The 26,060-nt window shown below is 66.3% G+C and carries 27 protein-coding genes; 13 read left to right on the top strand and 14 right to left on the bottom strand.

The genetic code is table 11. The features are described from left to right. The first annotated feature begins 50 nt into the window (after positions 1-50). Positions 51-185, top strand: a complete 135-nt coding sequence (locus QTI66_RS39595; RefSeq protein WP_353506213.1) for an amino acid permease C-terminal domain-containing protein — start codon at positions 51-53, stop codon at positions 183-185. A 106-nt stretch (positions 186-291) separates the two neighbouring features. On the opposite strand, the gene pcaF is transcribed toward QTI66_RS39595, so the two are convergent. From pcaF to QTI66_RS22985, 3 genes are read right to left on the bottom strand one after another with little or no spacing between them, the layout of a single operon-like run. After that, complete coding sequence (gene pcaF / locus QTI66_RS22995; RefSeq protein WP_286562256.1) at positions 292-1,497, bottom strand: 3-oxoadipyl-CoA thiolase; 1,206 nt, start codon at positions 1,495-1,497, stop codon at positions 292-294. A gap of 34 nt (positions 1,498-1,531) precedes the next feature. After that, the gene (locus QTI66_RS22990; protein WP_286562487.1) at positions 1,532-2,173 is read right to left on the bottom strand and encodes a 3-oxoacid CoA-transferase subunit B; all 642 of its coding nucleotides are present in this window, start codon (positions 2,171-2,173) and stop codon (positions 1,532-1,534) included. Then, positions 2,173-2,874 (bottom strand): 3-oxoacid CoA-transferase subunit A, encoded by a 702-nt coding sequence (locus QTI66_RS22985; RefSeq protein ID WP_286562255.1) that lies wholly within the window; start codon positions 2,872-2,874, stop codon positions 2,173-2,175. The genes QTI66_RS22990 and QTI66_RS22985 overlap by 1 nt, the downstream gene beginning before the upstream one ends. Before the next feature lie 83 nt (positions 2,875-2,957). Between QTI66_RS22985 and QTI66_RS22980 the strand changes: the two genes are divergently transcribed. Further along, entirely contained in the window at positions 2,958-3,743 is a 786-nt protein-coding gene (locus tag QTI66_RS22980; protein ID WP_286562254.1) for an IclR family transcriptional regulator, read from the top strand. On the opposite strand, the gene QTI66_RS22975 is transcribed toward QTI66_RS22980, so the two are convergent. After that, positions 3,729-4,331, bottom strand: a complete 603-nt coding sequence (locus QTI66_RS22975; protein ID WP_286562253.1) for a YdeI/OmpD-associated family protein — start codon at positions 4,329-4,331, stop codon at positions 3,729-3,731. The genes QTI66_RS22980 and QTI66_RS22975 overlap by 15 nt on opposite strands. A gap of 106 nt (positions 4,332-4,437) precedes the next feature. Between QTI66_RS22975 and QTI66_RS22970 the strand changes: the two genes are divergently transcribed. The 9 genes from QTI66_RS22970 (at position 4,438) to QTI66_RS22930 (ending at position 13,387) form a co-directional block, all read left to right on the top strand. Next, on the top strand, positions 4,438-5,670 hold the full coding sequence (locus QTI66_RS22970; RefSeq protein ID WP_286562252.1) for a CynX/NimT family MFS transporter: 1,233 nt from the start codon (positions 4,438-4,440) through the stop codon (positions 5,668-5,670). Positions 5,671-5,744: 74 nt separating this feature from the next. Beyond that, complete coding sequence (locus tag QTI66_RS22965) at positions 5,745-6,551, top strand: 2-keto-4-pentenoate hydratase (RefSeq protein ID WP_286562251.1); 807 nt, start codon at positions 5,745-5,747, stop codon at positions 6,549-6,551. Between the two features lie 203 nt (positions 6,552-6,754). After that, positions 6,755-6,943, top strand: coding sequence for a hypothetical protein (locus QTI66_RS22960; protein WP_286562249.1), 189 nt, complete (start codon positions 6,755-6,757; stop codon positions 6,941-6,943). A gap of 230 nt (positions 6,944-7,173) precedes the next feature. Further along, positions 7,174-7,893 (top strand): DUF1028 domain-containing protein, encoded by a 720-nt coding sequence (locus QTI66_RS22955; protein ID WP_286562248.1) that lies wholly within the window; start codon positions 7,174-7,176, stop codon positions 7,891-7,893. Continuing rightward, positions 7,890-8,903 (top strand): ABC transporter ATP-binding protein, encoded by a 1,014-nt coding sequence (locus QTI66_RS22950; protein WP_286562247.1) that lies wholly within the window; start codon positions 7,890-7,892, stop codon positions 8,901-8,903. The genes QTI66_RS22955 and QTI66_RS22950 overlap by 4 nt, the downstream gene beginning before the upstream one ends. Continuing rightward, positions 8,900-9,985 carry an ABC transporter ATP-binding protein gene (locus QTI66_RS22945; RefSeq protein ID WP_286562245.1) on the top strand — a complete coding sequence of 362 codons (1,086 nt, stop codon included), beginning with the start codon at positions 8,900-8,902 and terminating at the stop codon, positions 9,983-9,985. The genes QTI66_RS22950 and QTI66_RS22945 overlap by 4 nt, the downstream gene beginning before the upstream one ends. A 43-nt stretch (positions 9,986-10,028) precedes the next feature. Beyond that, the gene (locus QTI66_RS22940) at positions 10,029-11,543 is read left to right on the top strand and encodes an ABC transporter substrate-binding protein (protein WP_286562244.1); all 1,515 of its coding nucleotides are present in this window, start codon (positions 10,029-10,031) and stop codon (positions 11,541-11,543) included. 12 nt (positions 11,544-11,555) lie between these two features. After that, positions 11,556-12,497 (top strand): ABC transporter permease, encoded by a 942-nt coding sequence (locus QTI66_RS22935; protein WP_286562243.1) that lies wholly within the window; start codon positions 11,556-11,558, stop codon positions 12,495-12,497. Next, positions 12,497-13,387, top strand: a complete 891-nt coding sequence (locus QTI66_RS22930; protein WP_286562242.1) for an ABC transporter permease — start codon at positions 12,497-12,499, stop codon at positions 13,385-13,387. The genes QTI66_RS22935 and QTI66_RS22930 overlap by 1 nt, the downstream gene beginning before the upstream one ends. Before the next feature lie 7 nt (positions 13,388-13,394). Here QTI66_RS22930 and QTI66_RS22925 read toward each other — a convergent pair whose 3' ends face one another. From QTI66_RS22925 to QTI66_RS22915, 3 genes are read right to left on the bottom strand one after another with little or no spacing between them, the layout of a single operon-like run. Further along, positions 13,395-14,141, bottom strand: a complete 747-nt coding sequence (locus QTI66_RS22925) for a FadR/GntR family transcriptional regulator (RefSeq protein ID WP_286562240.1) — start codon at positions 14,139-14,141, stop codon at positions 13,395-13,397. Positions 14,142-14,176: 35 nt separating this feature from the next. Then, complete coding sequence (locus QTI66_RS22920) at positions 14,177-14,356, bottom strand: hypothetical protein (RefSeq protein ID WP_286562239.1); 180 nt, start codon at positions 14,354-14,356, stop codon at positions 14,177-14,179. A gap of 25 nt (positions 14,357-14,381) precedes the next feature. Continuing rightward, the gene (locus QTI66_RS22915) at positions 14,382-16,124 is read right to left on the bottom strand and encodes an IlvD/Edd family dehydratase (protein ID WP_286562238.1); all 1,743 of its coding nucleotides are present in this window, start codon (positions 16,122-16,124) and stop codon (positions 14,382-14,384) included. 186 nt (positions 16,125-16,310) lie between these two features. Between QTI66_RS22915 and QTI66_RS22910 the strand changes: the two genes are divergently transcribed. Beyond that, positions 16,311-17,240: a dihydrodipicolinate synthase family protein gene (locus QTI66_RS22910; protein ID WP_286562237.1), complete on the top strand. Its 930-nt coding sequence runs from the start codon at positions 16,311-16,313 to the stop codon at positions 17,238-17,240. A 60-nt stretch (positions 17,241-17,300) separates the two neighbouring features. Then, on the top strand, positions 17,301-19,022 hold the full coding sequence (locus QTI66_RS22905) for a serine hydrolase (protein ID WP_286562236.1): 1,722 nt from the start codon (positions 17,301-17,303) through the stop codon (positions 19,020-19,022). A 25-nt stretch (positions 19,023-19,047) separates the two neighbouring features. Here the strand turns inward: QTI66_RS22905 and QTI66_RS22900 are convergent, their stop codons facing one another. The 7 genes from QTI66_RS22900 to QTI66_RS22870 form a co-directional block, all read right to left on the bottom strand. Continuing rightward, on the bottom strand, positions 19,048-19,827 hold the full coding sequence (locus tag QTI66_RS22900; RefSeq protein ID WP_286562235.1) for a hypothetical protein: 780 nt from the start codon (positions 19,825-19,827) through the stop codon (positions 19,048-19,050). A 130-nt stretch (positions 19,828-19,957) separates the two neighbouring features. Next, positions 19,958-20,833 carry an intradiol ring-cleavage dioxygenase gene (locus tag QTI66_RS22895; protein WP_286562234.1) on the bottom strand — a complete coding sequence of 292 codons (876 nt, stop codon included), beginning with the start codon at positions 20,831-20,833 and terminating at the stop codon, positions 19,958-19,960. Further along, complete coding sequence (locus QTI66_RS22890; protein WP_286562233.1) at positions 20,817-21,893, bottom strand: branched-chain amino acid ABC transporter permease; 1,077 nt, start codon at positions 21,891-21,893, stop codon at positions 20,817-20,819. The genes QTI66_RS22895 and QTI66_RS22890 overlap by 17 nt, the downstream gene beginning before the upstream one ends. 16 nt (positions 21,894-21,909) lie before the next feature. Then, positions 21,910-22,770: a branched-chain amino acid ABC transporter permease gene (locus tag QTI66_RS22885; protein ID WP_286562231.1), complete on the bottom strand. Its 861-nt coding sequence runs from the start codon at positions 22,768-22,770 to the stop codon at positions 21,910-21,912. Positions 22,771-22,791: 21 nt separating this feature from the next. Further along, positions 22,792-23,484, bottom strand: a complete 693-nt coding sequence (locus tag QTI66_RS22880) for an ABC transporter ATP-binding protein (RefSeq protein ID WP_286562230.1) — start codon at positions 23,482-23,484, stop codon at positions 22,792-22,794. Between the two features lie 568 nt (positions 23,485-24,052). Then, on the bottom strand, positions 24,053-24,772 hold the full coding sequence (locus tag QTI66_RS22875) for an ABC transporter ATP-binding protein (protein ID WP_286562228.1): 720 nt from the start codon (positions 24,770-24,772) through the stop codon (positions 24,053-24,055). 2 nt (positions 24,773-24,774) lie between these two features. After that, complete coding sequence (locus QTI66_RS22870; protein ID WP_286562227.1) at positions 24,775-26,037, bottom strand: ABC transporter substrate-binding protein; 1,263 nt, start codon at positions 26,035-26,037, stop codon at positions 24,775-24,777. Positions 26,038-26,060: the final 23 nt, after the last annotated feature.

Below are 26,060 nucleotides of genomic sequence, written 5' to 3'. Positions count from 1 at the left end.
CGGGCGTGCCGTTCATCCCGGTGCTGGGCATCCTGTTCTGCCTGGTGCTGATGAGCGCGCTGCCGGGCGACACCTGGCTTCGTCTGGTCGTGTGGCTCGCCATCGGCCTGGCCATCTACTTTGGCTACGGCCAGCACCACTCGGTGCAACGCGCGAGGGTGCTGGCCAGGCAGGGCAAGCGCTGATCGGCGGACGCAGCCGCGCCTTCAGGACGGAGGCGCGTGAGCGTCAACCCGGAACGACAAAAGCGCCGCGAGGCGCTTTTGTCGTTTCAGGGAGCGGGGAAAAAACTCAGACGCGCTCGAGGATCACCGCGATGCCCTGCCCCACGCCAATGCACATGGTGCAAAGCGCGTAGCGGCCACCGCTCTTGTGCAGTTGGTTCACCGCCGTCGTGGCCAGGCGGGCGCCGCTGGCGCCCAGCGGATGGCCCAACGCAATCGCGCCGCCGTTGATGTTGACCCGCGCATCGTCGTCCTTCAGGCCGAGCAGGCGCAGCACGGCGAGGCCCTGCGCTGCAAAGGCTTCGTTGAGTTCGATCACGTCGATCTGGTCGAGCTTGAGGCCCGTCAGCGCCAGCACCTTTTGCGTGGCTGGCGCCGGGCCGATGCCCATCACGCGCGGAGGAACACCTGCCGTGGCCATGCCGACGATGCGCGCGCGCGGCGTCAGGCCCTGCTTCGCCGCCATCGCTTCGCTCGCCAGCAGCAGCGCCACGGCGCCGTCATTCACGCCGCTGGCATTGCCGGCCGTGACGGTGCCGTCAGGCCGAACGACGCCCTTGAGCTTGGCCAGCGCTTCCATGCTGGTTTCGCGCGGATGCTCGTCCTTGTTGACGATGACCGCGTCGCCCTTTTTCTGCGGCACGCTCACGGGCACGATCTCGGCGTCGAAGAAGCCGGACTTCTGCGACGCGACGGCACGCTGTTGCGACGCGAGCGCCATGCGGTCTTGCGCTTCGCGCTCGATCTTGTAGTCGGTCGCGACGTTCTCCGCCGTCTCGGGCATCGAGTCGACGCCGTATTGCGCTTTCATGAGCTTGTTGACGAAGCGCCAGCCGATGGTCGTGTCATACACCGCGTTGGCGCGGCTGAAGGCGCTTTCGGCCTTGGGCATGACAAAGGGCGCGCGGCTCATGCTTTCCACGCCGCCCGCGATCATCATCCCGGCCTCACCGGCCTTGATGGCGCGAGCAGCGGTGCCCAGCGCATCCAGGCCCGAACCGCACAGTCGGTTGATGGTGCCGCCCGGCAATTCCTGCGGCAGGCCTGCCAGCAGCAAGGACATGCGCGCCACGTTGCGGTTGTCTTCGCCGGCCTGGTTGGCGCAGCCGTAGAGCACGTCGCTCACCGCTTGCCAATCGACATTCTTGTTGCGCTCCATGAGCGCCCGCAGCGGCACTGCGCCGAGGTCGTCCGCGCGAACACTGGACAGCGCGCCGCCGTAGCGGCCGAAGGGGGTGCGGATGGCGTCGCAGATAAAGGCTTCGTTGATCATGTCAATGTCTCTTCGTCGTGATGAATGCGGATTTTCAGGCAGCGATCGGCAGGCCGACCAGCTTTTCCAATTCTGCGTGCGTCAGGCCTTCCACCATGTCGATGAGCTTCAGCCCCTTGGGGGTGCATTCGAGCGTGGCGATGTCCGAATACACGCGCTTGACGCAGCCGATGCCCGTGAGCGGATAGGTGCACGATTCGACCAGCTTGCTCTCGCCCTTCTTGGTCAGCAGGTCCATCATGACCCAAGTCTGCTTGGCGCCGATGGCCAGGTCCATGGCACCGCCGACGGCGGGAATGGCGTCCTTTTCGCCCGTGTGCCAGTTGGCCAGGTCGCCGGTGGCCGACACCTGGAAGGCGCCCAGCACACAGATATCCAGATGACCGCCGCGCATCATCGCGAAGCTGTCGGCGTGGTGGAAGTAGGCGCCGCCCGGCAACAGCGTGACGGGCTGCTTGCCGGCGTTGATGAGGTCGTAGTCTTCTTGGCCTTCAGCGGGCGCGGCGCCCATGCCGAGGATGCCGTTCTCGCTGTGCAGGATGACTTCGCGGCCCGCGGGCAGGTGGTTGGCGACCAGCGTCGGCTGGCCAATGCCGAGGTTGACGACTGCCCCGTCGAAGATGTCCTGGGCGACGCGCTTGGCGAGTTGTTCCTTGGTGCGGCGTTGGTAAGTCATCATGCTGCCTTCTTGAAGCCGCCGGCTTGCGTGGCGACGCGTTCGATTTTCACAACCTTGTGCACGAAGATGCCGGGCGTCACGATGGCTTCGGGGTCCAGCGTGCCGAGTTCGGCAATCTCGTGAACCGTCGCAATGGTCTTCTTCGACGCCATCGCCATCACCGGACCGAAGTTGCGCGCCGCCTTGCGATAGAGCAGGTTGCCCCAGCGGTCGCCCGTCTCGGCCTTGATGAGTGCCACGTCGCCGTGGATCGGGAATTCGAGCACGTACTTCTTGCCGTTGATCTCGCGCACTTCGCGGTCGCCCGAGAGTTGCGTGCCGAAGCCCGTCGGGCAGAAAAAGGCGCCGATGCCCGCGCCTGCTGCGCGAATGCGCTCGGCCAGGTTGCCTTGTGGCACCAGTTCCAGCTCCAGCTTGCCGCTGCGATACAACTCGTCGAACACGTAGCTGTCCGCCTGCCGCGGAAAGCTGCAGATGATCTTGCGAACGCGGCCCGCTTTGAGCAGCGCTGCCAGTCCGACGTCGCCATTGCCGGCGTTGTTGTTGACGACGGTCAGGTCCCTGGCGCCCTGCGCGATCAGGCCGTCGATCAGTTCATTGGGAATGCCGGCGGTGCCGAAGCCGCCGATCAGGACGGTGGCACCGTCCTGGATGCCTGCCATGGCATCGGCGACCGAGCTGGCGATCTTGTCGATCATCTGGATCTGTCTCCTGAGGTTGGGAATTTGTTCGCATACAGAACATTTGTTCGTATAATGAATTCTAGAGGAATCGAAACGCCATGACAACCACTGCGACACAAACCGATACACCACGTCCGGGCGACAGCTACGTGCAGTCCTTCGCGCGGGGGCTGGAGGTCATTCGCTCCTTCAGCGCGAAGGCGCCTCGCCAGACGCTGTCGGAAGTGGCCGCCGCCAGCGGACTCACGCGCGCCGGTGCGCGGCGCATTCTTCTCACCCTGCAAACGCTGGGCTATGTGGAGAGCGACGGCAAGCTGTTCGGCCTCACGCCGCGCATCCTCGATTTGGGCTTTGCCTACCTCTCGTCGATGCCCATCTGGAGCCGCGCCGAACCCATCATGGAAACGCTGGTCGCGCAGGTGCAGGAATCGTGCTCCGCCGCGGTGCTGGATGCAACCGATATCGTCTACGTGCTGCGCGTGCCCACACACAAGATCATGCGCATCACGCTGGGCGTCGGTTCGCGCCTGCCGGCCTGGTGCACTTCCCTGGGTCGCATGCTGCTGGCTGATCTGGACGACGCGCAGCTTCGCGCCAGGCTGGCCGCGTCGACGCTGGAGCCTTTCACCAAGCACACCTTGACGGAGGTCGATGCTGTTGTTGCCAAGGTCGTGCAGGCGCGGCGCCAGGGCTGGTGCCTGGTCAACCAGGAACTGGAAGAAGGGCTGATCTCCATTGCCGCACCGATCGTGAATCGCCAGGGCCGCACGATTGCCGCGCTCAACATCAGCGGGCAGGCCAATCGCACCAGCGCGAAGGTGATGCAGGACACGATCCTGCCGTCGCTGCTCGCCTCGGCGCAGGAGATTTCACGGCTCCTTTGAGTCAGGCGACTGGCTCTTCTTCGTGGGCGGGTGGACGGTCTCGCCGCGCTCGAGCATCGCCACGAATTTCTCGATGCGCCGCGCGCGGGTGGCGGCCAGCTTTGGTTCCTGCACGCGATAGAGCACGGCGAAGCGATTGGCGCCGTCGAGCTTCGCGAAAAAGCGCTTCGCAACGGGATTGGCGTCGAGCGCAACCTGCAGGTCGGGCGGCACGGTAGCCTTGCTCTGCGCGGGGTAGGCTGCATCCCAGCGCCCGTCCGCCTTGGCTGCCTCTACCTGCGCAAAGCCAGCGGGCAGCATCCGACCCTCGTCGATCAGCCGCAGGGCCGTGTTGCAGTTGATCTGCGACCACTTGCTGCGCGGCGTTCGCGGCGTGAAGCGCGTCAGCCACCAGTGTTCGTCGTATTTGTCGATCTGGCCGTCGATCCAGCCGTGGCACAGCGCCGTGGCGATGGCATCCTGGCGCGACACGCTTTTCTCGCTGCAACCCTTCTTGGCGATCTTGAGCCACAGGCCCTTCGACGCCGCAGGTTGCCTGGAAATCCAGCGCCCGAAATCCTTTGCGCTGGCAAAGGCAAGAACCGGCAAACCGGCTTTCTCTTCCGCGGGCCGAGTCGAAGGCATTCGATGAGTTTAGGGGGCTTTCCGGCGCGAGGCAGCGCCGGCCGCGCGACAGGAATAGAGTCGGCGGCCCATGTCTTCGTTCTCCAACACGCGCGCGCTTTCCGCGCCAGCGTCCCCCTCCCCGACCCTCGCGCGCCAAGTTCTCCTGGGCCTGAGCCTCATCCTGATCGCGTTCAACCTGCGGCCTGTGTTCGGCAGTCTTTCGGTGTTGCTGCCGGAAGTGATGCGGGACACGGGCATGAGCCCTTCTGTCGCGAGCCTGCTCACCACCTTGCCCTTGCTGTGCCTGGGCGTGTTCGCCGTGCCCGCGCCGGCACTGGCGCGGCGCTTTGGCGCGGAACGCACGCTCTTTGGCGCGCTGCTGCTGATCTGCATCGGCACCGTGTTGCGCGGCACCGGCAGCCTGCCACTGCTCTTTGCCTCGACCGCGCTGGCGGGTGCGGGCATCGCCGTGGGCAACGTACTGTTGCCAGGCCTGGTCAAGCGCGACTTCCCGACGCGGGCCGCGATGATGACGGGCCTCTACACGCTCGCCGTGTGCGCCGGCGCAGCGGGGTCGACCGCGTTCACGGTGCCGCTGGAGCGCAATGTGTTCCACGGCTCATGGACGACGACGCTCGCCGCCTGGGCCATCCCCGCGGCCGTGGTCCTTCTTCTGTGGGCGCCTCAGGCGCTGGCCGCGCACGCGCTGCCCAGCCACGCGCACGCGCGTGTCGGCAGCCTCTGGCGCGACCCGCTGGCATGGCAAGTCACCTGCTTCATGGGGCTGCAATCGGCCTTGGCGTACATCGTGCTCGGCTGGCTGGCGCCCTTGCTGCGCGAGCGCGGCCTCGACGGCGCCGAGGCAGGCTACGTCGTGGCCGTGTCGATCTTGGTGCAGCTCGCGACCTGCCTGGTGACGCCATCCATCGCCGCGCGCTGCCGCGACCAGCGCGCGCTCGCCGTGGGCATGGCGGCGATCATCCTGGTGGCGATGCTGGCTTTCATCTTCGCGCCGCTGGGTGGGCGCTGGGTGTGGGCGGTGCTGCTCGGCTGCGGCCAGGGCGGCGCGTTCGCGCTGGCGCTCAGCCTCATCGTCATGCGCTCGCCCGACGCGAACGTGACGGCGCAACTCTCGGCGATGGCGCAAGGCGGCGGCTATGTGCTGGCGACCAGCGGGCCCTTGCTGGCGGGCCTGCTTCGCGGATGGACGGGCAGCTTCGAATCCTCGGCAATCCTGATGGTCGTGCTCGCGGTGGCGATGGCGGTGAGTGGCTGGGGCGCCGGCCGACGCTTGCTGGTGCGGCCGCGCGCGCTTCGATAGCGCGCTAACGCGGCACACGGCAACAGGACGCAAGGGCCTGTTCATCCGCTTGTCGCGTCACTAGACTGCGGACCATGACGCTCCTCACACCGCAGACGCTCCTGAAGCATTACGACGAGGGCACGCTGTGGCCCGCCGAGCCAGAAGGCACGCGCTGGCCGGACGTGGGTGCCGCCTACCAGGACGCGCTCGCGGTGCGCACGCTGCGCATCCAGCGCGGCGAGAAGCCGCTGGGCTACAAGATCGGCTTCACCAACCGCACCATCTGGGAACGCTACGGCGTCTATGCGCCCATCTGGGGACCGGTGTGGAACACGACGGTGACGCGCGGCGACGCGCAAGGCGAAATCGACCTCACCGGCACCAGCCAACCGCGCCTGGAGCCGGAGATCGTGTTCGGCATCGCGGCCACCCCGCCTCAGGATCCCACGCTGGAACAGCTTTTCGCCTGCGTCGACTGGCTCGCGCCGGGCTTCGAGATCGTCCACTCGCATTGCGCCAACTGGAAATTCGTGGCGGCCGACACCGTGGCCGACGGCGCCTTGCACGGCCGCCTGCTGGTCGGCCGCACGACACCCGTGCGCGAGTTCGCAGCGAGCGGCGCCGAACTCGACGCCCTGCTGGCCGCCACGCACGTGCAACTGTTGCATGGCGACCGCGTGATGGATGAAGGCACCGGCATCAACGTGCTGGATGGCCCCCTGCACGCACTGCTTCATTTCGTGAAGGAGATGCAGGCTTGCCCCGGCGCGCCCTCGCTGCTGCCCGGGGAGTTCGTCACCACCGGCACCTGGACGGACGCGTGGCCGGTCAAGCCCGGCGAGGTCTGGCGCTCGAAGTTCGACGCGCCCTTGAAATCACTGGAAGTCAGGATGCGGTGAGAGGGCCTGCATTCTCTTGCGCGGCGAGCGTGACGCGCAACAAGATTCCATGGCGCAACGCCTCGGTTCAACGCCGAAAATAGTACTAAGAAATGTGTCATCCCGAATGAAAACGGCGCGTTGAATGTCATGACCGGCGCCGATTCCGGCGTTCGATCAAAGCACCTCCTCCTTCGGACCACTCTTCAATATCAAACGCCAACATGAAACGTCCTCTCATCGCTCTCGTCGCCGCAACTTTCGCCCTGGCCGCCGGCTCGTCCTTCGCCAAGGCGCCTGCCCACAGTTCCACCAAGCCTGCAGCCACAAAGACCAGCAAGGCCCACAAGTCCACTGCCAAGCCCACTCAGAAGGCGGCCCACAAGTCCGGCAAGCAACAGCACGTCGCCTGAGACAACAGCCGCCGCGGCGCCGGCCACGGTTCAATTGCCTCAGCGCCACACAGCGACGGCCCTTCGGGGCCGTTCCACTTTTTGACTCGGTATTTACATCCCTTGCGCCGACCAACCCGCATGGCATAGCCTCCGGCTGGCTTGCAGTGGCACCCTGCCTGTGCAAGCGCATTGCTTTGGCACAACCCTTGCACTGCGAACCATAGTTTCAACGGGTGAGTTCGAATGCGATGACATGGTCGATCCTGGCGCGCGACGATGACGGAAACCTCGGCGTGGCAATAGCCAGCCGCTTCTTTGCCGTCGGCGCGCTGTGCGTGCACAGCCGCCGCGCCAGCGGCGTTCTTGCGACGCAAGCGTTGATGAATCCCTTGTATGGCGCCGCGGGCCTCGAGCTGTTGAGCGCCGGCCAACCCGCCGACGCGGTTGTCCGCTCGCTGGTCGACGCGGACGAAGGCCGCGCGCATCGGCAAGTCCACGTGCTGCCTGCGCGCGGCGCGGCCGCGGCGTACACCGGCGCGCAATGCGTCGACTGGTGCGGCCACGAAGTCGGCGAGGATTTCAGCGTGGCCGGCAACATGCTCGCCGGGCCGCAAGTGATCATGGCGACCGCGCAAGCCTGGCTGTCGTCGAAGGGCCGCCCGCTGGCCGAGCGCCTGCTTGCCGCGCTGGCCGCAGGCGATGCCGCCGGCGGCGACAAGCGCGGCAAGCAGTCCGCCGCGCTTCGCATCCACGGCGACCAGGACTACCCGCAACTCGACCTGCGCGTGGACGACCACCCCGAGCCCTTTGTCGAATTGCAGCGTCTGCATGACGTGAGCCTGATGCGCTTCCAGCCCTTCACCGCCTGCCTTGCCGGCCGGCACGATCCCACCGGACTCATCGACCGCGAAGCGATCGAATCGCGCATTGAAAGCTTCAACGCAGCCCGGCGCTTGAACGCCGCATGACCGCACTGCTGGAGGTGCGCGACCTGCGCACGCACTTCAAGACGGAAGACGGCGAATTCGCCGCGGTCGATGGCGTGAGCTTCTGCGTCCATGCCGGCCGCACGCTGGCCATCGTGGGCGAATCGGGATGCGGCAAGAGCGTGACGTCGCTGTCGATCATGGGGCTGGTGCCCTCGCCGCCCGGACGCATCGCGGGCGGCTCCATCCGCTTCGAGGGACGCGAGCTGGTGGGCGCACCCGTGCGCGAGTTGCAGGACCTGCGCGGCAACGGCATCGGCATGATCTTTCAGGAGCCGATGTCGTCGCTGAACCCCGCCTTCACCATCGGCGAGCAGATCGTCGAGGGGCTGCTGCGGCATCGGCGCATGGGCCGCGTCGAGGCGAAGGTGCGCGCCATCGCCATGCTGGAGAAGGTGCGCATCCCGGCGCCGGAGCAACGCTTTCACGAGTATCCGCACAAGCTCTCGGGCGGCATGCGGCAGCGCGCGATGATCGCGATGGCGCTGGCCTGCGAGCCGCGCCTGCTGATCGCGGACGAACCCACGACTGCCCTCGACGTGACCATCCAGGCGCAGATCCTCGAACTGATGCGCACGCTGCAGGACGACAGCGGCGCCGCCATCATCCTCATCACGCACGACCTGGGTGTGGTCGCGGAGGTGGCCGACGACGTGGTGGTGATGTATGCGGGCCGCGTGGTCGAGCAGGCGCCGGTGCACGCGCTGTTCGAATCGCCGCAGCATCCCTACACGGTCGGCCTGCTGGGCTCGATTCCGCGGCTCGATTCCAGGCGCAAGCGCCTCGCGTCCATCGAAGGCCAGGTGCCCAATCCGCTGAAGCCGCCGCCCGGATGCAGCTTTGCGCAGCGTTGCCCTTTTGCGGTGGCGCAATGCCTCGAGCAATCGCCGCCCTTGCGCGAGGTGGGCAAGGGCCACAAGTCGGCCTGCTGGCGCGCGCCGCTGGACCCGGTGACCCTGTGTGCCGACATGACCGAGGGGGTCACGGCATGAGCGAGATGCTGCTGCAGGCCCAAGGGCTGACCAAGCACTTCCCCGTTCGCCGCGGCGTGTTCGGACGCGTGCAGGGCACGGTGCGCGCGGTCGATGGCGTCGACCTGCACATTGCCGCCGGCGAAACGCTCGGCGTCGTGGGCGAGTCGGGCTGCGGCAAGTCCACGCTGGGCCGGTTGGTGCTGCGGCTCATCGAACCCAGCGCGGGCCACGTGCACTTCGAAGGGCAGGACCTGGGCACGCTCGATGCCCGCGCGCTGCGTGCGCGCCGCCGCGCGATGCAGCTGATTTTCCAGGACCCCTACGCCTCGCTCAATCCGCGCATGACCGTGGGGCAGACACTGGCCGAGCCGCTGATGCTGCACGGCCTGCACACCGGCCGGCATCGCCAGCGCGTGACGGAACTGCTGCAAACCGTGGGACTGTCTGCGTCGCATGCGCAACGCTATCCGCACGAGTTCTCGGGCGGCCAGCGTCAGCGCATCGGCATCGCACGGGCATTGGCGGGCGAACCCCGGCTCATCGTGTGCGACGAGGCAGTGTCAGCGCTCGACGTCTCGGTGCAGGCGCAGGTCGTGAACCTGCTGCAAGACCTGCAGCGCGAGTTCGGCGTGGCCTACATGTTCATTGCGCACGATCTCGCGGTGGTCAAGCACATCGCGACGCGCGTCGCCGTGATGTACCTCGGCCGCATCGTCGAGGTCGGCGACAAGGACGCGATCTTCGCCACGCCGCGCCATCCCTACACGCAGGCCCTGCTGTCGGCCATCCCCTTGCCCGAGCCCGGCCTTCGGCGCGAGCGCGTGCTGCTGGCCGGCGACGTGCCCAGTCCCCTGAACCCGCCGGGCGGTTGTCACTTCCACACGCGATGCCCGCACGCGCGGCCGGTATGCGCTGAACAAGACCTTGTGCTGGAAAGCGATGGCGAGCGTTCGGTGGCCTGCCACTTCTGGCGCGAGATCGCGCCGCCGAAGACCCTCCGCGGCGCAACAGTTGCCTCACCCCTGCGGGCGCGGCTCGAACGCCTGCAATCGGCCTTCGTGCGTCCCGTCGAATCACTGGCCGCAGCGGCGGCGCGATGACGCCCCCACCACCCCATTCCATCCATCCCCGGAGATTCACGCCATGAAACTGAACGCCCTCTTCCGCCGGCCTGTGCTGCTGCTGGCGCTGGCCCCCTTTCTTGCGCAGGCGCAAACCCTGCGGGTGGGACTGGCCGAAGACCCCGATGTGCTCGACCCCTCGCTGGCGCGCAGCTTCGTCGGGCGCGTGGTGTTCGCCGGCCTGTGCGACAAGCTCTTCGACATCGACGAGAAGCTCAACATCGTCCCGCAGCTCGCCACCTCCTGGGAATGGTCGGCCGACAACAAGGCGCTGACGATGAAGCTGCGCCAGGGCGTGACTTTTCACGACGGCGAGAAGTTCGACGCGGCGGCCGTCAAGTTCAACATCGAACGGCACAAGACGATTCCCGGCTCCAACCGCCGCGGCGAACTGGCGCCCGTGGCCAGCGTGGACGTGGTCGATGCGTCGACCGTTCGCCTGAACCTCTCGGCGCCCTTCTCGCCGCTGCTCGCGCAACTGGCCGACCGCGCCGGCATGATGGTCTCGCCCAAGGCTGCGAAGGATGAGGGCGACAAGTTCGGCGCCAAGCCCGTGTGCTCCGGCCCCTTCAAGTTCGTCGAGCGCGTGGCGCAGGACAAGATCGTCCTGGAGCGCTATGCGCAGTACTGGAACAAGGACGCGATCCACTTCGACAAGGTGATCTACACGCCGATCCCCGATGCGTCGGTGCGGCTCGCCAACCTGCGCTCGGGCCAGCTCGACTTCATCGAGCGCGTGGCGCCGAGCGACATGGCGAAGATCGAGTCGGAAAAGAAACTCAAGATCTCGCGCATCACCGAAATCGGCTACCAGGGACTGACCATCAATGTCGGCAAGAGCGACCAGGCGAAGAACACGCCGCTGGGCCGCGATGCACGTGTGCGCGAGGCGCTGGAGCTTTCGTTGGACCGCCAAGGCCTGGCGCAAGTGGTGATGGACGGCGAAGCCACGGTGGGCAACCAGTGGGTCGCGCCAGGCAACAGCTACTACGCGAAGAACGTGCCGCTGCCCAAGCGCGACGTGAACCGCGCCAAGGCCTTGCTGAAAGAAGCCGGCGTGACCAACCCCAGCTTCACGCTGGTGACACCGACGACCTCAGACGCGCAACGACTGGCCCTCGTGGTTCAGGCGATGTCGCGCGAGGCCGGCTTCGACGTGAAGATCCTGTCCGCCGAATTCGCGACCTCGCTGGACATGGCGGACAAGGGCAACTTCGAGGCCTACCTCCTGGCTTGGAGCGGCCGCGCCGACCCGGACGGCAACGCCTTCAGCTTCCACGGCTGCAAGCAACCGCTGAACTACGCCGGCTATTGCGACGCCGACACCGACAAGCTGCTCGCCCAGTCACGTGAACTGCGCGAGGTGGCCGACCGCAAGAAGGTGTACGAGCAGATCGCCGGCAAGGTGCTGAAGGAACGCCCGATCATCTATCTCTACCACCGCAACTGGCTGTGGGCCTACAGCCCCAAGCTGAACGGCGTGCGCAACGTGCCCGATGGCCTGCTGCGCGTGAGCGGCCTGAAGCTGGCGAACTGATCCACTTTCGCCATGTTCGAGTACCTCGCCAGGCGCATTGCGACGATCGTGCCGACGCTCGTTTTCGTCTCGATGCTGATCTTCGGGCTGCAGCAACTGTTGCCTGGCGATCCGGCCAAGATGCTGGCCGGCGAGGACCAGGACCCCACCGTCATCGCCTACCTGCACACCAAGCTGCACCTGGACGAGCCGCTGCCGGTGCGCTATGCGTACTGGATCGGCGGCGTGCTGCGCGGCGACCTGGGCGAATCGGTTCGCACCCAGCAACCGGTGCTCGACCTGGTGCTGCAGAAGCTGCCCGTCACGCTGGAGCTCGCGCTGCTGGCCTTCGCGATTGCGCTGGTCATCGGCATCCCGGCCGGCGTGGTCTCGGCGGTGGGACGCGGCACGGTCTGGGATTACGCGGCCAACGTCTTCGCGCTGTGGGGCATCTCGACGCCGAACTTCTGGCTCGGCATCCTGCTCATCCTGCTGTTTTCGGTGCAGCTGGGCTGGCTGCCCGCGTCGGGCTATGTGAGCCCATTCGAAGACCTGGGCGCCAACCTCGCCGCCATGATCATGCCGGCCTTCGTGCTCGGCAACGCCATTGCCGCCGTGCTGATGCGGCACACGCGCAGCGCGATGCTGCAGGTGCTTTCGGCGGACTACGTGCGCACCGCGCGAGCCAAGGGACTGAACGAGCGCACCGTCGTGCTGCGGCATGCGCTGCGCAATGCGTTGACGCCCGTCATCACGCTCGGCGCGCTGGAACTGGGCACGCTGCTCTCGGGCGCGGTGCTCACCGAGCAGGTGTTCACCATTCCGGGATTCGGCAAGCTCATCGTCGATTCGGTGTTCAACCGCGACTACATGGTGGTGCAAGGCGTGGTGCTGGTCACGGCCACTGCCTACATCCTGCTCAACCTGCTGGCCGACCTGGCCTACTTCGCCGTCAACCCGCGGCTGCGCAACTGATGGCTGGCATTCTTTCTCCCCTGCCGGCCGTGCTTTCTGCGGAGCCTGCGCAAGCCGGACCGTGGCGTCGCGCCTGGCGCAGACTGCGGCGCCGGCGTGGCGCCTTGCTGGGCCTGGTGGTCGTGCTGATCTTCGTGGCGCTCGCGGTGTTTGCGCCGTGGGTCTCGCCGCAGGACCCCATCGCCACCAGCTGGGGCGCCATCCGCAAGGCGCCCAGCGCGGAGCACTGGTTCGGCACGGACGAAATCGGCCGCGACGTGCTGTCGCGGGTCATCTGGGGCACGCGCGCTTCGCTCATGGCGGGGGTCGTGTCGGTCTCGATCTCGTTGATGCTGGGCGTGCCCATCGGCCTGGCCGCAGGCTTTCTGGGCGGCTTCGTGGATGCGCTGATCTCGCGCATCACCGATGCCTTCCTGGCCTGCCCATTCCTCATCCTGGCGATTGCGCTCGCGGCCTTCCTCGGGCCGAGCCTGTCGAATGCGATGGTCGCCATAGGCATCTCGGCCACGCCGATCTTCGTGCGGCTCACGCGGGCGCAGGTGTTGAACCTGAAGGTCGAAGACTACATCGAGGCCGCCCGCGCAGTGGGCAATTCGCCCTTGCGCATCGCGCTGCGCCATGTGCTGCCGAACGTGACGGCGCCGCTCATCGTGCAGGCCACGCTCGCCTTTGCCGCGGCCGTGATTGCCGAGGCCAGCCTGTCCTTTCTCGGACTCGGGCAGCAACCGCCGGCGCCGAGCTGGGGCAGCATGCTCAACACGGCGAAGAACTTCATCGACAACGCGCCCTGGATGGCCATCTGGCCGGGGCTGTCGATCTTCGTGCTGGTGTTGTCCTTCAACCTGCTCGGTGACGGGCTGCGCGACGCGCTGGATCCGCGGCAGCGCTGAGACGCCACTACATCAGGTCGACGCCCGACCCCAGCACGCGCGAGATGTCTTCGCGCGTTTCTTCCAGTTGCACCAGCGTCGCCTGGCGCGCGGCCAGCGCGTCGCGATTCACGATCGCGGTGAGGATGGCCTTGTGCCGCGGCAGCGACAGGGCATGCGTGTTGGGGTCCTGGCTGCTGAGCTTGATGGATTCGCGCAGCGCCAGCGACAGCATGTTGCCGATGTAGGCCAGCAGGTCGTTGCCCGTGGCCTCCGCGATGCGCCGATGGAAAGCCAGGTCGGGCTCCATGAGCTCTTCCGGCGTTCTGGCGGCCTCCATCCCGGCATAGGCCTCGGTGATGCGTTGCAGATCGTTTGTCGTGGCCGTGCGCGCCGCGAGCGCCGCCATCGCGGGCTCGAAGATGCGCCGCACCGTGAGCAGCGTTTCGACGAACTCCGGCTGCGGCTTGGACTGGATCACCCAGTACAACACGTCGGGGTCCAGCAGATGCCATTCGCTGCGCGGGCGCACGATGGCGCCGGCGCGCTGCTTGGACACCACCAGCCCCTTGGCGACCAGCACGCGCGTGGCCTCGCGCAGCACCGGCCGGCTGACGTCGTAGCAGGCGCTGAGCGAAGCCTCCGGCGGCAACCGGTCGCCCGGCCTGTACTCGCCCGAGACGATGCGCATGCCCAGCTCCCGCACGATGCGGGCATGCATGCTCTTGCGGTCGGGCGGTTGGTGGTAGCCGGGGTCGGGGTGCGGCGCTTTCATGCGAAGGAGGTCCTGTGAGGAGGCCAGTGCGATTCTCACAGGATATTCAACCCCCTCGGGCGGCGCCTCGGGAGATTCACGATGCCTTGGCGTTCGACACCACGATCACGTTCCACGAGCCCGGCTTGAGTCACGCGGTGATGCGAGCCCGAGTTCTTGATCATGTCGACACTGCCGTAGCGCCTATCGATGCCGATGGGGTTGATGCTGCCCACTGGTGTCCCCTGTGTTGCGTCTGAATCAATGCGAATGACGCGGCACGCCCGCGCCGCGGCTGCCCACAAGAAAGTCGAAGTCGCAGCCCTGGTCGGCCTGCATGACGTGTTCGACATACAGCTTGCGATAGCCCGAACCGTCCGCCGGCTCGGCCTTCTGCGCGGCGGCCCAGGCTTCGAGGCGATGGGCGATCTGTTCATCGCTCACGTCCAGGTGCAGGCGACCGCTGTCGGCGTCGAGTTCGATCCAGTCGCCTTCGCGCACCACAGCCAGCGGGCCGCCAGCGCGCGCTTCGGGCGCGACGTGCAACACGACGGTGCCGTAGGCGGTGCCGCTCATGCGCGCGTCGGAGATGCGCACCATGTCGGTCACGCCCTGCGCCAGCAGCTTGGGCGGCAGGCCCATGTTGCCGACCTCGGCCATGCCGGGGTAGCCGCGCGGGCCGCAGTTCTTGAGCACGAGGATGGAGTCGGCAGTCACATCCAGGTCCGGATCGGCGATGCGCGCCTTGTAGTCGTCCAGGTTCTCGAACACCACGGCGCGGCCGCGGTGCCGCAGCAGCGACGCCGTGGCCGCCGAGGGCTTGAGCACCGCGCCACGCGGCGCGAGGTTGCCGCGCAGGATGCGGATGCTGCCGTCGGGCACCAGCGGCTGGTCCCATTCGCGGATGACTTCCGGGTTGTACGAGGGCGCGTCCTTGACGTTGTCCCACAGCGTCTTGCCGTTGGCGGTGAGCGCATCGCGGTGCGGCAGCCGGCCCGCCTCGCCCAGGCGCCGCAGCACCGCGGGCAAGCCGCCTGCGTAGTAGAAGTCTTCCATCAGGAAGCGGCCCGAGGGCATCAAATCAACCAGCGTCGGCGTGCCCTGGCCGATGCTCGTCCAGTCGTCGAGCTCCAGCTTGACGCCGATGCGTCCGGCAATCGCCTTCAGGTGGATCACCGCGTTGGTCGAGCCACCGATGGCCGCGTTGGTGCGGATCGCGTTCTCGAAGGCCTCGCGCGTCAGCAGCTTCGAAAGCCGCAGGTCTTCGCGCACCATCTCGACGATGCGGATGCCGCTCATGTGCGCGAGCACATAGCGCCGCGAATCGACCGCCGGAATGGCCGCGTTGTGCGGCAGCGTGACGCCCAGCGCCTCGGCCATGCAGGCCATCGTGGACGCGGTGCCCATGGTGTTGCAGGTGCCCGCCGAGCGCGACATGCCCGCCTCGGCCGACATGAATTCATGCAGCGTGATGGTGCCGGCCTTGACCTGCTCCGACAGCTGCCACACGACCGTGCCCGAGCCGATGTCGCGTCCCTGGTGCTTGCCGTTGAGCATCGGCCCGCCGCTGACGGCAATGGCCGGCACGTCGACGCTGGCCGCGCCCATCAGCAGCGCCGGCGTGGTCTTGTCGCAACCCACCAGCAGCACGACGCCGTCGATGGGATTGCCGCGGATCGACTCTTCCACGTCGATGCTCGCAAGGTTGCGCGTGAACATGGCCGTGGGGCGCAGGTTCGATTCGCCGTTGGAGAACACCGGGAATTCCACCGGGAAACCACCCGCTTCGATGATCCCGCGCCGCACGTGCTCGGCGAGCTTGCGAAAGTGCGCGTTGCAGGGCGTCAGCTCCGACCAGGTGTTGCAGATGCCGATGACGGGCTTGCCCTGGAATTCATGGTCCGGAATGCCCTGGTTCTTCATCCAGCTCCGGTACATGAAGCCGTTCTTGTCGGCGGTGCCGAACCATTCGGCGGATCGGAGTTTGACGGGGGGCTTCGACATGGGCGGTGTTTCCTGCGGTTCGCGAGGGACGAAATATAGTCATACTTATTTTGATCGTTTCCTCGGGATAACCCCTAAACGTCTCATATTTCGCCGCTTTAAGTATGACTACATAATCGCCCCACGCCGCCAGCGCGCGATGCCGTACGCTGCGCCTCTCATCCGCCAAAGAACAATGAGGACGACATGACTGCCACCCAAGCCACCCCCTATCGCGGCGTATTCCCCGTGGTGCCGACCACCTTCACCGAACAGGGCGAACTCGACCTCGCCAGCCAGAGGCGCTGCGTCGATTTCATGATTGATGCGGGCTCGACCGGGCTGTGCATCCTGGCCAATTTCTCGGAGCAGTTCCTGCTCTCGGACGACGAGCGCGAGACGCTGACGAAGACCATCCTTGAACACGTGGCCGGCCGCGTGCCGGTGATCGTGACGACCACGCATTTCGGCACCCGCATCTGCGCTGAACGCAGCCGCCGCGCGCAGGACCTGGGCGCGGCCATGGTGATGGTGATGCCGCCCTATCACGGCGCCACGCTGCGCGCGTCAGAGGCGCAGATCTTCGAGTTCTTCTCGCAGTTGTCGGACGCCATCGACATCCCCATCATGATCCAGGACGCGCCGATGGCCGGCACGCTGCTGACGGCGCCCTTCCTCGCGCGCATGGCCAAGGAGATCAAGCAGGTGCGCTACTTCAAGATCGAGACGGCCGGTGCGGCGTCGAAGTTGCGCGAGCTGATCCGCCTCGGAGGCGACGCCATCGAAGGGCCATGGGACGGCGAGGAAGCCATCACCTTGCTGCCGGATCTGGAGGCCGGTTGCACGGGCGCGATGACGGGCGGCGGCTATCCCGACGGCATCCGCAAGATCATGGATCCGTGGCAAGCCGGCAAGCGCGAGGAAGCCGCGGCCGCGTACTACCAGTGGCTGCCGCTCATCAACTACGAGAACCGGCAAGGCGGCATCCTGACGGCGAAGGCGCTGATGAAGGCTGGCGGCGTGATCGATTGCGAGGCGCCACGGCACCCTTTCCCCGCCATGAACCCGGCGGTGCGCGAAGGCCTGCTGGCCACGGCGAAGCGGCTCGATCCGCTGGTGTTGCGCTGGGGGCGTTGAAGCAAGGGCGCCCCACGGGTGGGCGCCGGCCCCGGTACGATTTGGGCAAAGGAGTGCTCAATGACCACTGGGGAAAAGCTCGAAGGTTTCGACGCCTTCATGGAGAAGGCGCTCGCGGACTGGAACGCGCCGGGCATCGGCATCGGCGTCGTCCAGAACGATGAACTGGTCTTCGCCAAAGGCTACGGATTCAGGGACTACGGCGCCAGGTTGCCGTTCACACCGTCGACGCTTTTTCCGATCGCCTCCAACACCAAGCTGTTCACCGCGGTGGCGGCAGGCTTTCTGGTTGAAGAGGGTTTGCTCGCGTGGGACACGCCCATTCGCGAGGCCGTGCCTTCCATCCGCTTCTCGACCGAACTGCTGAACAGCACCGTCACGCTGCGCGACATGCTGGCGCATCGCACCGGCATCAACCGGCACGACTCCATGTGGTTCCGCTCGGAGCTCTCGCGCAAGGAGTTGTTCGAGCGACTGAAATTCATGGCGCCCAGCGACCCGCTGCGGCAAAACTTTGTCTACAACAACGTCATGTATGCGGCCGTGGGCCACATCATTGAACTGCTCACCGGCCAGAGCTGGGAGCAAGTCGTGCAGCAGCGCCTGCTCGACCCGCTGGGCATGCGCGACACCGTGTTCACGCTGGAGCAGATGCGCAGCAAGAGCGACTTTGCCGTGCCCTGGACCGAACGGCGCGACCACACCGAACTGTTCGAGCTGCCGCCCTATCGCCACATGATCGGCGCCGGCCCGGCAGGTGGCCTGAACTCCAATTTGCAGGACATGGCGCGCTGGCTGATCTGCTTGATGGGCGACGGAAAGCTCGGCGATCGCCAGGTCATTCCGGCTTCCGTGCTCAAGGCGACGCTCGCGCCGTCCATGGCCATTCCCAACCACATGCTGGAGATGCGGGGCTTCAAGGAACTGTTGAATTCCACCTACGGCATGGGCCGGCACACGTCTGTCTATCGCGGCCACCTCATGACCTTTCATGGCGGTTCGCTGGGCGGGTTCTACTCGCAGGTTTCGTATCTGCCCAATGAGAAGACGGGCGTCATCACCTTCGTCACGGGCCACCATTGCGCGGTGCTGGCGGACCTGTTGACTTACAACCTCCACGAGCGGCTGCTTGGCCTCGACACAACGCCGTGGAGCGAGCGCTTCCTGCCCATCATGCAGACGGCCAAGCAGTCGGCGACCGTGGCGCGAACCAAGGCGACCCATGACCACGTGCCCGGCACGCGACCCACGCACTCGCTCGACGCTTATGAAGGCGGCTTCGAGCACGCTGTCTACCCCGCGCTGAAGATCGGCCGAAGCGACGCCGGATTGACGCTGGCCTTTCGCGACGCCGTGCTGCCCCTGGCGCACGTTCACTACAACCGCTTCGATACGGCGGACGATGAGGTGCATGGCAAGTGGTCCGTCAACTTCAGCGTGGACCCGCAGGGCGCGATCGAGAGCCTGACCGTGACGCTGGACGAGGCCGAGGCGATGTTCAGGCGGCGGGCGCCGACCGTTGACGCTGCCACGGCGCAATTGTTGGTCGGCACCTATCAAACTGCGAGCGGCTTCAAGTGCAAGGTGGTGCAGAAGCAGGCGGGCCAGTTGTACTTTGTCGAGCCGGGCTCGATCGATCGGCCATTGAATCTCTATCGCGACCTGGCGTTTCGCTCGCCCAGTTTCTCGAATGTGATTTACGCATTCACGATGGATGAAGGACGGGTCACGGGGGTGACGGTGAAGACGCCGTCGGGTGAGTTTCCGCTTTCGAAGATCTGACGCGCGCGATCAGGCGCGGGCAGACCTACGCAGGCTCCCACAGCATCCACGCCTGGAAGTTCAAGCCCCATCGTTCGAGTTCGTTGACCGCGCTGTCCTTGAGGGTGCCGTTTTCGTGCAGGTGTCCACGCGCGACCACGCAGCCGGCGTGCGTCTGGCTCACGGCACGCGCATGTGCGTCGAGCATCGACGGCGAAATCAGCGCCGTGTAGTTCACCTCCGGCTTGTGCCCACGCCGCCGATCGAGCCACGCTGCACGCCGCACCCATGCGGGGGATGGGCAAGGCGCCAGTTCGCGCGCCGCGGCGACACGCATCGCGTGATCGACCAAGGCGCCAAGCGTGAGCTGATCGAGGTCCAGCGCGTCGGGCTCGAAGTTCGCACCGGCCGACACCGGCGGCCCCACGGTCCACGCCATCTCGCCCTGCGCGTTCGCACCCTTTCGGGCGAGCAGTTCACACACGTTGTCGTGCGTGCGCACCGAGCCGTTGACGCCGATGGCCAACGGCACGCCGGGCAGTCCGACCGCAGCCCATAACGGGTCGGCGGGATGCCGGTGGTGTTGCAGCACCTCGGCCAGCGAGGTGGTGCCGACGACGGGCAGTTCTACGCGTCGGTCGAGGATTCGTGGCTCGGTGAAGAGCAGGCGCGTGTGAAAATCCGCCCGCACGATCAGGAAGGCATCCGGCGCTTCGAAGAGCAGCACCGTCTCCCCGTTTGCAAAGGAACCGGGTCCCGCCCCGGCATACACCGCATCGGCCAGCGGCAGCGATACCGATCGAAGCACCACCTCCGACAGCAGCACACGCCTGTTCCAGTCGGGTCGCCAAGGCTCGAAACGCCCAGCAAAGGCCGCGCGCGCAAACGAAGGCTGGCCCTCGGGGCTTGGCTCCCCTGCCCTGCCTGGAATGAATTCGACCGAAGCGACCATCCCCTCAATGATGCGCCACGGCCGGCTCCAGCACGAAGTCGAAGTCCAGCGTGTGGAAAGGCTGCGCCTGCACGCTGCCATCCGGCGCCTTGCCACCCGCGGGGTGCGACTGGAAGTCGCCGATGAGCGAGCTGCGCACGCCGAACACAGCGTCACTGTCGAGGTATGCGTCGCCGTCGCGAAACACGTGGGTGATGAGCGTCTCGTAGCCCGGCGCCTCGATCATGAAATGCACATGCGCCGGCCGCCAGGGATGGCGCTTGGTCGCACGCAGCATCTCGCCCACCGGGCCATCGACCGGAATCGGATAGGCCACCGGCATCACCGCGCGAAAGCGCAGGCCGCCTTCGCTGTCGGTGCGCAAGGTCGCCCGGTTTTGCGGATGCTCGAGTCCGGCACGCTGCACGTCGTAGAGCCCTTCTGCATCGGCCTCCCACACGTCGATGCGCGCGTTGGCCACCGCTTCGCCGTCGCGGCCGCGCAAGGTGGCGCGCACGTACAAGGGCTCGCCAACCGCACCGCCGGAGATGTCGGCGCCCAAGGCGACCTGCGGAGCGTCCGGCACGTGGAAGGGGCCGAACACCGTGGCCTCGGTGGCTTGCGCGCTCTTGGAATGGTTGAGCGCCACTGTCAGCATCGACAGGCCCAGCGTGTCCGACAGCAGGATGAACTCCTGCCGCTTGTCGTCGCACTTCTGGCCAGTGGCGGTGAGGAATTCGATGCCGCGCATCCACTCGGCCTCGGTCAGCTTCACCTCGCGCGCGAAGTCGTGCAGATGGCGCACCAGTGCGGACATCACGTCCCGCAAGCGTGCGTCTTCGCAACCCGCGATGCTCTCGAGCACTGCCGCGGTGATGGTGTGTTCATTGATGTTTTGCATTGGCTTGCAGATCCAGTTCAGTCAGACGTTGGGGCGATGGCGCGGCACGCCTTGCGGCAGGCGCATCGTGCAGCACCAGCCGGCGCTGCGTGGGAAAGAGCGACCAGCCCCAGCGCTGCTGGGCGTAGCCCCACAACCCTTGCCGGAAGAAGAGCGTGACCACGATCGCCAGCATGCCCAGGCCGAGCAGGTACCAGGTGCCATAGTCGCTCAGGAACTTGTTGAGCGCCCAGAAGATGACGGCGCCAAGAATCGGCCCCTCGATGCGGCCGATGCCGCCAATCACCACCATGAAGATGGCGAACGCGGTCCAGTTCACGCTGAAGGCCGCGTCGGGACTGATGCGCAGGTTGCCAACGAAATAGAGCGCACCCGCCAGCCCGGCGCCGAAGGCCGCCACCACGTACACCGCCAGCTTGGTCGAACGCACGGCGATGCCTTGCGACTCCGCCGCCACCTCGTTGTCGCGGATGGCCAGCAGCGCCAGGCCCCGCTTGCCGCGCAAGAAAAGGTAGACCAGCGCGATCACCGCCACCACGCAGGCGAGTGCCATCCAGTAGGTGACGCTTTCCCGCGTGGCCTTGTCGATGCCGCGCAGGGCCGTGAGCGTGGTGCCCGATCCGCCGCCCACGGCCGACACGTTGGCAAAGCTCAAGCGGAACACTTCGGCGATGACCCAGGTGCCGATGGCGAAGTAGCCGCCCGACAGGCGAAACGCGACGAAGGACACCGGCACCGCGATGAGCCCCGCCGCCAGCGCGCCCAGCACGATCGCCACGAAGGGATTGATGCCCGCGAAGTTGCCCAGCATCAGCATCACATAGCCGCCGAAACCAAAGAAGGCCTGCTGCCCGATGCTCACCATGCCGCCGTAGCCGGCGAGCAGGTTCCACATCATCGCGAAGATGAAGTAGCAGGCGATCTGCACGAACTCGCGCATCCAGCTCGACTCGCCCCACCAGGGCAGGCTGACCGCGACCAGCACCATCGCCGCGGCGGCCACGAGTGCGCTGCGCCCGGTCGCCGTGCCGCGAACCACTTCGAACTTTCCAGCTTGCATCAGTTGCTCCATGGTTTCACCCGCGCATCTTGGGAAAGAGCCCTTGGGGCCGCAACACCAGCACGAGCAGGAACACGATGTGCCCGAACCAGATGCCCCATCCGGGGTCGAGCCGGAAGCCGATCTGCTGCGTGATACCCAGGATCATGGCGCCCGCCAGCGTGCCCCAGAAGGAGCCCATGCCACCGATGATCACGGCCTCGAAGGCAAAGAGCAGCAGCAACGGGCCGTCCGCTGGCGACACCGTCGTGCGCATGCCCTGCAAGGCGCCGGCAACCGCGATCAGCGCGAAGGCAATCGCCGTGGCCAGCGCGTAGACCTTGTGTGCGTTCAGGCCCATGAGGCCGGCGATCTCCACGTCGTCCGACACCGCGCGGAACGAGCGGCCCAGGGCCGTGCGCCCGAAGAGCCATTGCAGCGAGCCCGTCGCGAGCACCGCTACCGCGAGGATGACCAGCGGCAACACGCCCACGGAGATCGATTCGCCCAGCGCGATGCCCTGCGTGTTGAAGCCTCCCGTGTCGATGGAGCGCGGGTCGGCGGAGAACAGTTCCAGCAGCAGGTTCTGGATCACGATGGCGAGCCCGAAGGTCACCACGAGCGAAGGCAGCGGGTCCTTGCCAAGCGTGCCGTTGAGCACGTAGCGCTGCAAGGCGTATCCGAAGACGAAGGCCATGGGCAGCACGGCCAGCGTCGCGAGCCAGGCCGAATTTCCGAACACGCCGAGCCCCGCGATGACGGCAAACGCCGCGAGCACGATGAAGTCGCCCTGCGCCGTGTTGGTGAGGCGCATCACGCCGAACATCAGCGACTGCCCGAGTGCAAAGAGCGTGTAGAGGCCACCCAGCAGGATGCCCTGGAGAAGGGTTTCGATCACGTCAGCATTCCTCTTGCAGCATCACAGGCCGAAGTAAGCGCGCGAGATCTGCTCGCGCGAGAGTGCATTGCACGTTCCCTGCAGCGACACGCGCCCTTCCTGCAGGCAGTACAGGCGCTGCGACACGCGCTGCGCCAGCGTCACGTCCTGCTCGACGATGACCACCGACATGCCTTCGCCGGTGATGGTCGGCATCGCGTCGTAGATTTCCTTGATGACGATGGGCGCCAGGCCCAGCGAGAGTTCATCGCACAGCAGCGCCTCGGGATTGCTCATGAGCGCACGGCCCAGCGCCACCATCTGCTGCTGGCCACCCGACAGCGAGGTGCCCGGGTTGTGGCGCTTCTCCTGCAGGATGGGGAACATCTGGTAGATGCGGCGCAGGTTCCATGGGCCGCTGCGTTGCGCGGTGGCGCCCATCAACAGGTTCTCCTCGACGCTCAGGCTGGGGAACAGGCGCCTTCCTTCCGGCACCATCGCGAGGCCGCGGCGGACGATGTCGCCTGGGGGCATGCCGCCGATGGCTTCGCCTTTGAAATGCACGGCGTCGCGGGGGGCGCGCACGAGGCCCGTGAGCGATTTCAGCAAGGTGGACTTGCCGGCACCGTTGGCACCGATGATGGCGACCAGTTCGCCCTTGGCGAGTTCGAAGTCGATGCCGAAGAGTGCCTGTGCGTCGCCGTAGAAGGCAGTGAGTTCGTGCGTCGTCAGCATGTCACCCACTCCCTGTGTCTTGCTCCCTCTCCCTCCGGGAGAGGGCTGGGGTGAGGGCACTGGGCCTTTGAAAAGATGAAGCGATGGACAGGCCCAGCGCCCTCACCCTGACCCTCTCCCGGAGGGAGAGGGAACAAATCCCGAACGCCGCCTCTTACTCCCTCTCCCTCCGGGAGAGGGCTGGGGTGAGGGCTCCGGGCCTTTGAAAAGTTGAGGCGATGGACACGCCCAGTGCCCTCACCCTGACCCTCTCCCGGAGGGAGAGGGGACAAATCCCGAACGCCGCCTCTTGCTCCCTCTCCCTCCGGGAGAGGGCTGGGGTGAGGGCTCCGGGCCTTTGAAAAGATGAGGCGATGGACACGCCCAGTGCCCTCACCCTGACCCTCTCCCGGAGGGAGAGGGAACAAATACCGGACGCCGTGTCTTGCCCCCTCTCCCTCCGGGAGAGGGCTGGGTTGAGGGCTCCGGGCCTTTGAAAAGATGAGACGATGGACACGCCCAGTGCCCTCACCCTGACCCTCTCCCGGAGGGAGAGGGGAAAAATCGGGGGAAAAGAGAAAGGCCGCGCTCATGCTTCAACTCCCATGTACACCCGCCGCACCTCCGCATCCTCCATCACCGCCCTCGGCTCGCCTTCCGCAATCCTTCGCCCGAAGTTGATGACGAACAACCGATCCGCCAGCGACAGCAACGCATGCACCACATGCTCGATCCAGATCATCGTCACACCACGCGACTTGATGCGTTGCAACTCCTCAACCAGCTGACGCGCCTCATGCTCCGTCAACCCGCCCGCAATCTCATCCAGCAGCAGCAAGCGCGGGCGTGTAGCCAGCGCACGCGCCAACTCAAGACGCTTGCGATTGAGCAGCGTGAGCCCGCCCGCAGCCTTGTTGGCATGCGGCATCAACCCGGTCTGGTTCAACACCTCATGCGCCGTCTCCCACGCCTCGCGCTCGCTCTGCTTGCCACCGAAGCACGCCGCGGTCACGAGGTTCTCGAACACGCTCATCGCCCCGAAAGGCTGTGGCACCTGGTAGCTGCGCCCGATGCCCGCGCGGCAGCGCTGGTGCGGCGAAAGCTTCGACACATCGCGCCCTGCGTATTCAACGCGGCCCGCGTCCAGCCGCGCATCGCCCGAGATCAGGTTGAACAGCGAGGTCTTGCCCGCGCCGTTCGGCCCGAGGATGCCCAGCGTCTCGCCCTCGTTCACGGCGAGGTGGATGTCGTCCGTGACCTTGAGCGCGCCGTAGGACTTGCACACGCCATGAAGTGCCAGCAGCGTCATCGTCACGCCGCCGCAATGAGCCGAATCGCGCCACCCGTCGGGATGTTCGGCGCCGCTTCGTTGTTGACGATGGTGAGTTCGTACTTGTAGGTCTTGCCCTTGCCCCATTGACCCAGCACCAGCGGCGTCTTGCTCACGTTCTTCATCGGTCCCGGGCCGCCCCACTTCACCGGGCCGACCACGGTGCTGATCGACGTGGCCGCCACGGCATCGCGCACATCGGCGGGCTTGAGCGACCTGGAACGCGACAGCGCACTGGATGCGACCTCGAACAGCGCATGCGCAAAGCCGATCGGCTGTGTCCATTGCTTCTTCGTGCCGGCCTCGTAGGCGCCCGCCAGATCCTTCGCACTCTGCTTCGTCAGGCTCGACGTGAACGGATGTGACGGGCTCCACCACACCTCCGTCGTAAGGCCGTCGCCCAGATCGCCCAACGCCTCGATGGCACCCGGGAACAGCAGCGCCTTGCCGAGCGTGATGACCTTCGGCTTGAAGCCCTGCTGCCGCGCCTGCGTGAGGAAGGTCTTGGCGTCCGGCGGAATCACCACGCCCGTGACGATCTCCACGCCGTCCTTCTTGAAGGCCGCGATCTGCGCGCTGAAGTCCTGCGTGCCGTTCTGGAATCGTCCGGGGTCGGTGAGCGTGAAGCCCATCGACGCGAGTGGCTTCGGAAAGCCCAGTTCCTTGTCGCCCCACGCGTTGCCGTCGCCATCGTTGGGGAACAGGCCGCCGACTTTCTTGTTGGTCTGCACCTGCTTCCAGCCGTTGGTGAAGTTGGCGATGACGTCCTCCAGCCCCCAGAACAGGTGGTACGTCCAGTTGAAGCCTTTGGCCGGATCACCCTTGCGCCCGAAGAACCACGGCTGCCACGGCACCACGCTCGACACGCAGGGCACTTCGTTCAGTTCGCAGGCATCGCTCACCGGATTGGCGGTTTCCGGCGTGCCGGCCGTGAGCACCAGCGCCACCTTGTCCTTGAGGATGAGGTCGTTCGCCACTTCGCCGGCGCGGTTGGGGTTGGACTGGCTGTCCTTGAGCACGATCTCCACGTCGTACTTGCGGCCACCCACGGTGATGCCGCCCTTGAACGCCGTCTTGATCTGGTCGATGACCCACTTGTCCGCCTCGCCGAAGGGCGCGAGCGGGCCGGTCTGCGGGGAGACATAGCCGATCTTGAGCGTGTCCGCGGCGAAGGCGCGGGGCGCCATGCCCAGGGCCGCCAGTGCGGCGGCGGCTTGCGTGAACTGTCTGCGATCGATGGTCATCTTGTTGTCTCCTCGTTGTGGGT

It is taken from the genome of Variovorax brevis, from assembly GCF_030317105.1.
In the GTDB taxonomy this organism is placed as follows: domain Bacteria; phylum Pseudomonadota; class Gammaproteobacteria; order Burkholderiales; family Burkholderiaceae_C; genus Variovorax; species Variovorax brevis.
The sequence above is the reverse complement of the archived record's forward strand: the minus strand, read 5'-3'. Positions and strand labels throughout refer to the sequence as shown.

Bases quoted from the DNA above. Each gene is read 5' to 3' on its own strand.
- QTI66_RS22905 (WP_286562236.1), top strand. From the start codon at position 17,301: ATGACCACTGGGGAAAAGCTCGAAGGTTTCGACGCCTTCATGGAGAAG.
- QTI66_RS22880 (WP_286562230.1), bottom strand. From the start codon at position 23,484: ATGCTGACGACGCACGAACTCACTGCCTTCTACGGCGACGCACAGGCA.
- QTI66_RS22875 (WP_286562228.1), bottom strand. From the start codon at position 24,772: ATGACGCTGCTGGCACTTCATGGCGTGTGCAAGTCCTACGGCGCGCTC.
- QTI66_RS22915 (WP_286562238.1), bottom strand. From the start codon at position 16,124: ATGTCGAAGCCCCCCGTCAAACTCCGATCCGCCGAATGGTTCGGCACC.
- QTI66_RS22930 (WP_286562242.1), top strand. From the start codon at position 12,497: ATGGCTGGCATTCTTTCTCCCCTGCCGGCCGTGCTTTCTGCGGAGCCT.
- QTI66_RS22940 (WP_286562244.1), top strand. From the start codon at position 10,029: ATGAAACTGAACGCCCTCTTCCGCCGGCCTGTGCTGCTGCTGGCGCTG.
- QTI66_RS22910 (WP_286562237.1), top strand. From the start codon at position 16,311: ATGACTGCCACCCAAGCCACCCCCTATCGCGGCGTATTCCCCGTGGTG.
- QTI66_RS22950 (WP_286562247.1), top strand. From the start codon at position 7,890: ATGACCGCACTGCTGGAGGTGCGCGACCTGCGCACGCACTTCAAGACG.
- QTI66_RS22985 (WP_286562255.1), bottom strand. From the start codon at position 2,874: ATGATCGACAAGATCGCCAGCTCGGTCGCCGATGCCATGGCAGGCATC.
- QTI66_RS22960 (WP_286562249.1), top strand. From the start codon at position 6,755: ATGAAACGTCCTCTCATCGCTCTCGTCGCCGCAACTTTCGCCCTGGCC.
- QTI66_RS22925 (WP_286562240.1), bottom strand. From the start codon at position 14,141: ATGAAAGCGCCGCACCCCGACCCCGGCTACCACCAACCGCCCGACCGC.
- QTI66_RS22935 (WP_286562243.1), top strand. From the start codon at position 11,556: ATGTTCGAGTACCTCGCCAGGCGCATTGCGACGATCGTGCCGACGCTC.
- QTI66_RS22990 (WP_286562487.1), bottom strand. From the start codon at position 2,173: ATGACTTACCAACGCCGCACCAAGGAACAACTCGCCAAGCGCGTCGCC.
- QTI66_RS22980 (WP_286562254.1), top strand. From the start codon at position 2,958: ATGACAACCACTGCGACACAAACCGATACACCACGTCCGGGCGACAGC.
- QTI66_RS22890 (WP_286562233.1), bottom strand. From the start codon at position 21,893: ATGCAAGCTGGAAAGTTCGAAGTGGTTCGCGGCACGGCGACCGGGCGC.
- QTI66_RS22945 (WP_286562245.1), top strand. From the start codon at position 8,900: ATGAGCGAGATGCTGCTGCAGGCCCAAGGGCTGACCAAGCACTTCCCC.
- QTI66_RS22955 (WP_286562248.1), top strand. From the start codon at position 7,174: ATGACATGGTCGATCCTGGCGCGCGACGATGACGGAAACCTCGGCGTG.
- QTI66_RS39595 (WP_353506213.1), top strand. From the start codon at position 51: ATGAGCGCGCTGCCGGGCGACACCTGGCTTCGTCTGGTCGTGTGGCTC.
- QTI66_RS22965 (WP_286562251.1), top strand. From the start codon at position 5,745: ATGACGCTCCTCACACCGCAGACGCTCCTGAAGCATTACGACGAGGGC.
- QTI66_RS22895 (WP_286562234.1), bottom strand. From the start codon at position 20,833: ATGCAAAACATCAATGAACACACCATCACCGCGGCAGTGCTCGAGAGC.
- QTI66_RS22970 (WP_286562252.1), top strand. From the start codon at position 4,438: ATGTCTTCGTTCTCCAACACGCGCGCGCTTTCCGCGCCAGCGTCCCCC.
- pcaF (WP_286562256.1), bottom strand. From the start codon at position 1,497: ATGATCAACGAAGCCTTTATCTGCGACGCCATCCGCACCCCCTTCGGC.
- QTI66_RS22870 (WP_286562227.1), bottom strand. From the start codon at position 26,037: ATGACCATCGATCGCAGACAGTTCACGCAAGCCGCCGCCGCACTGGCG.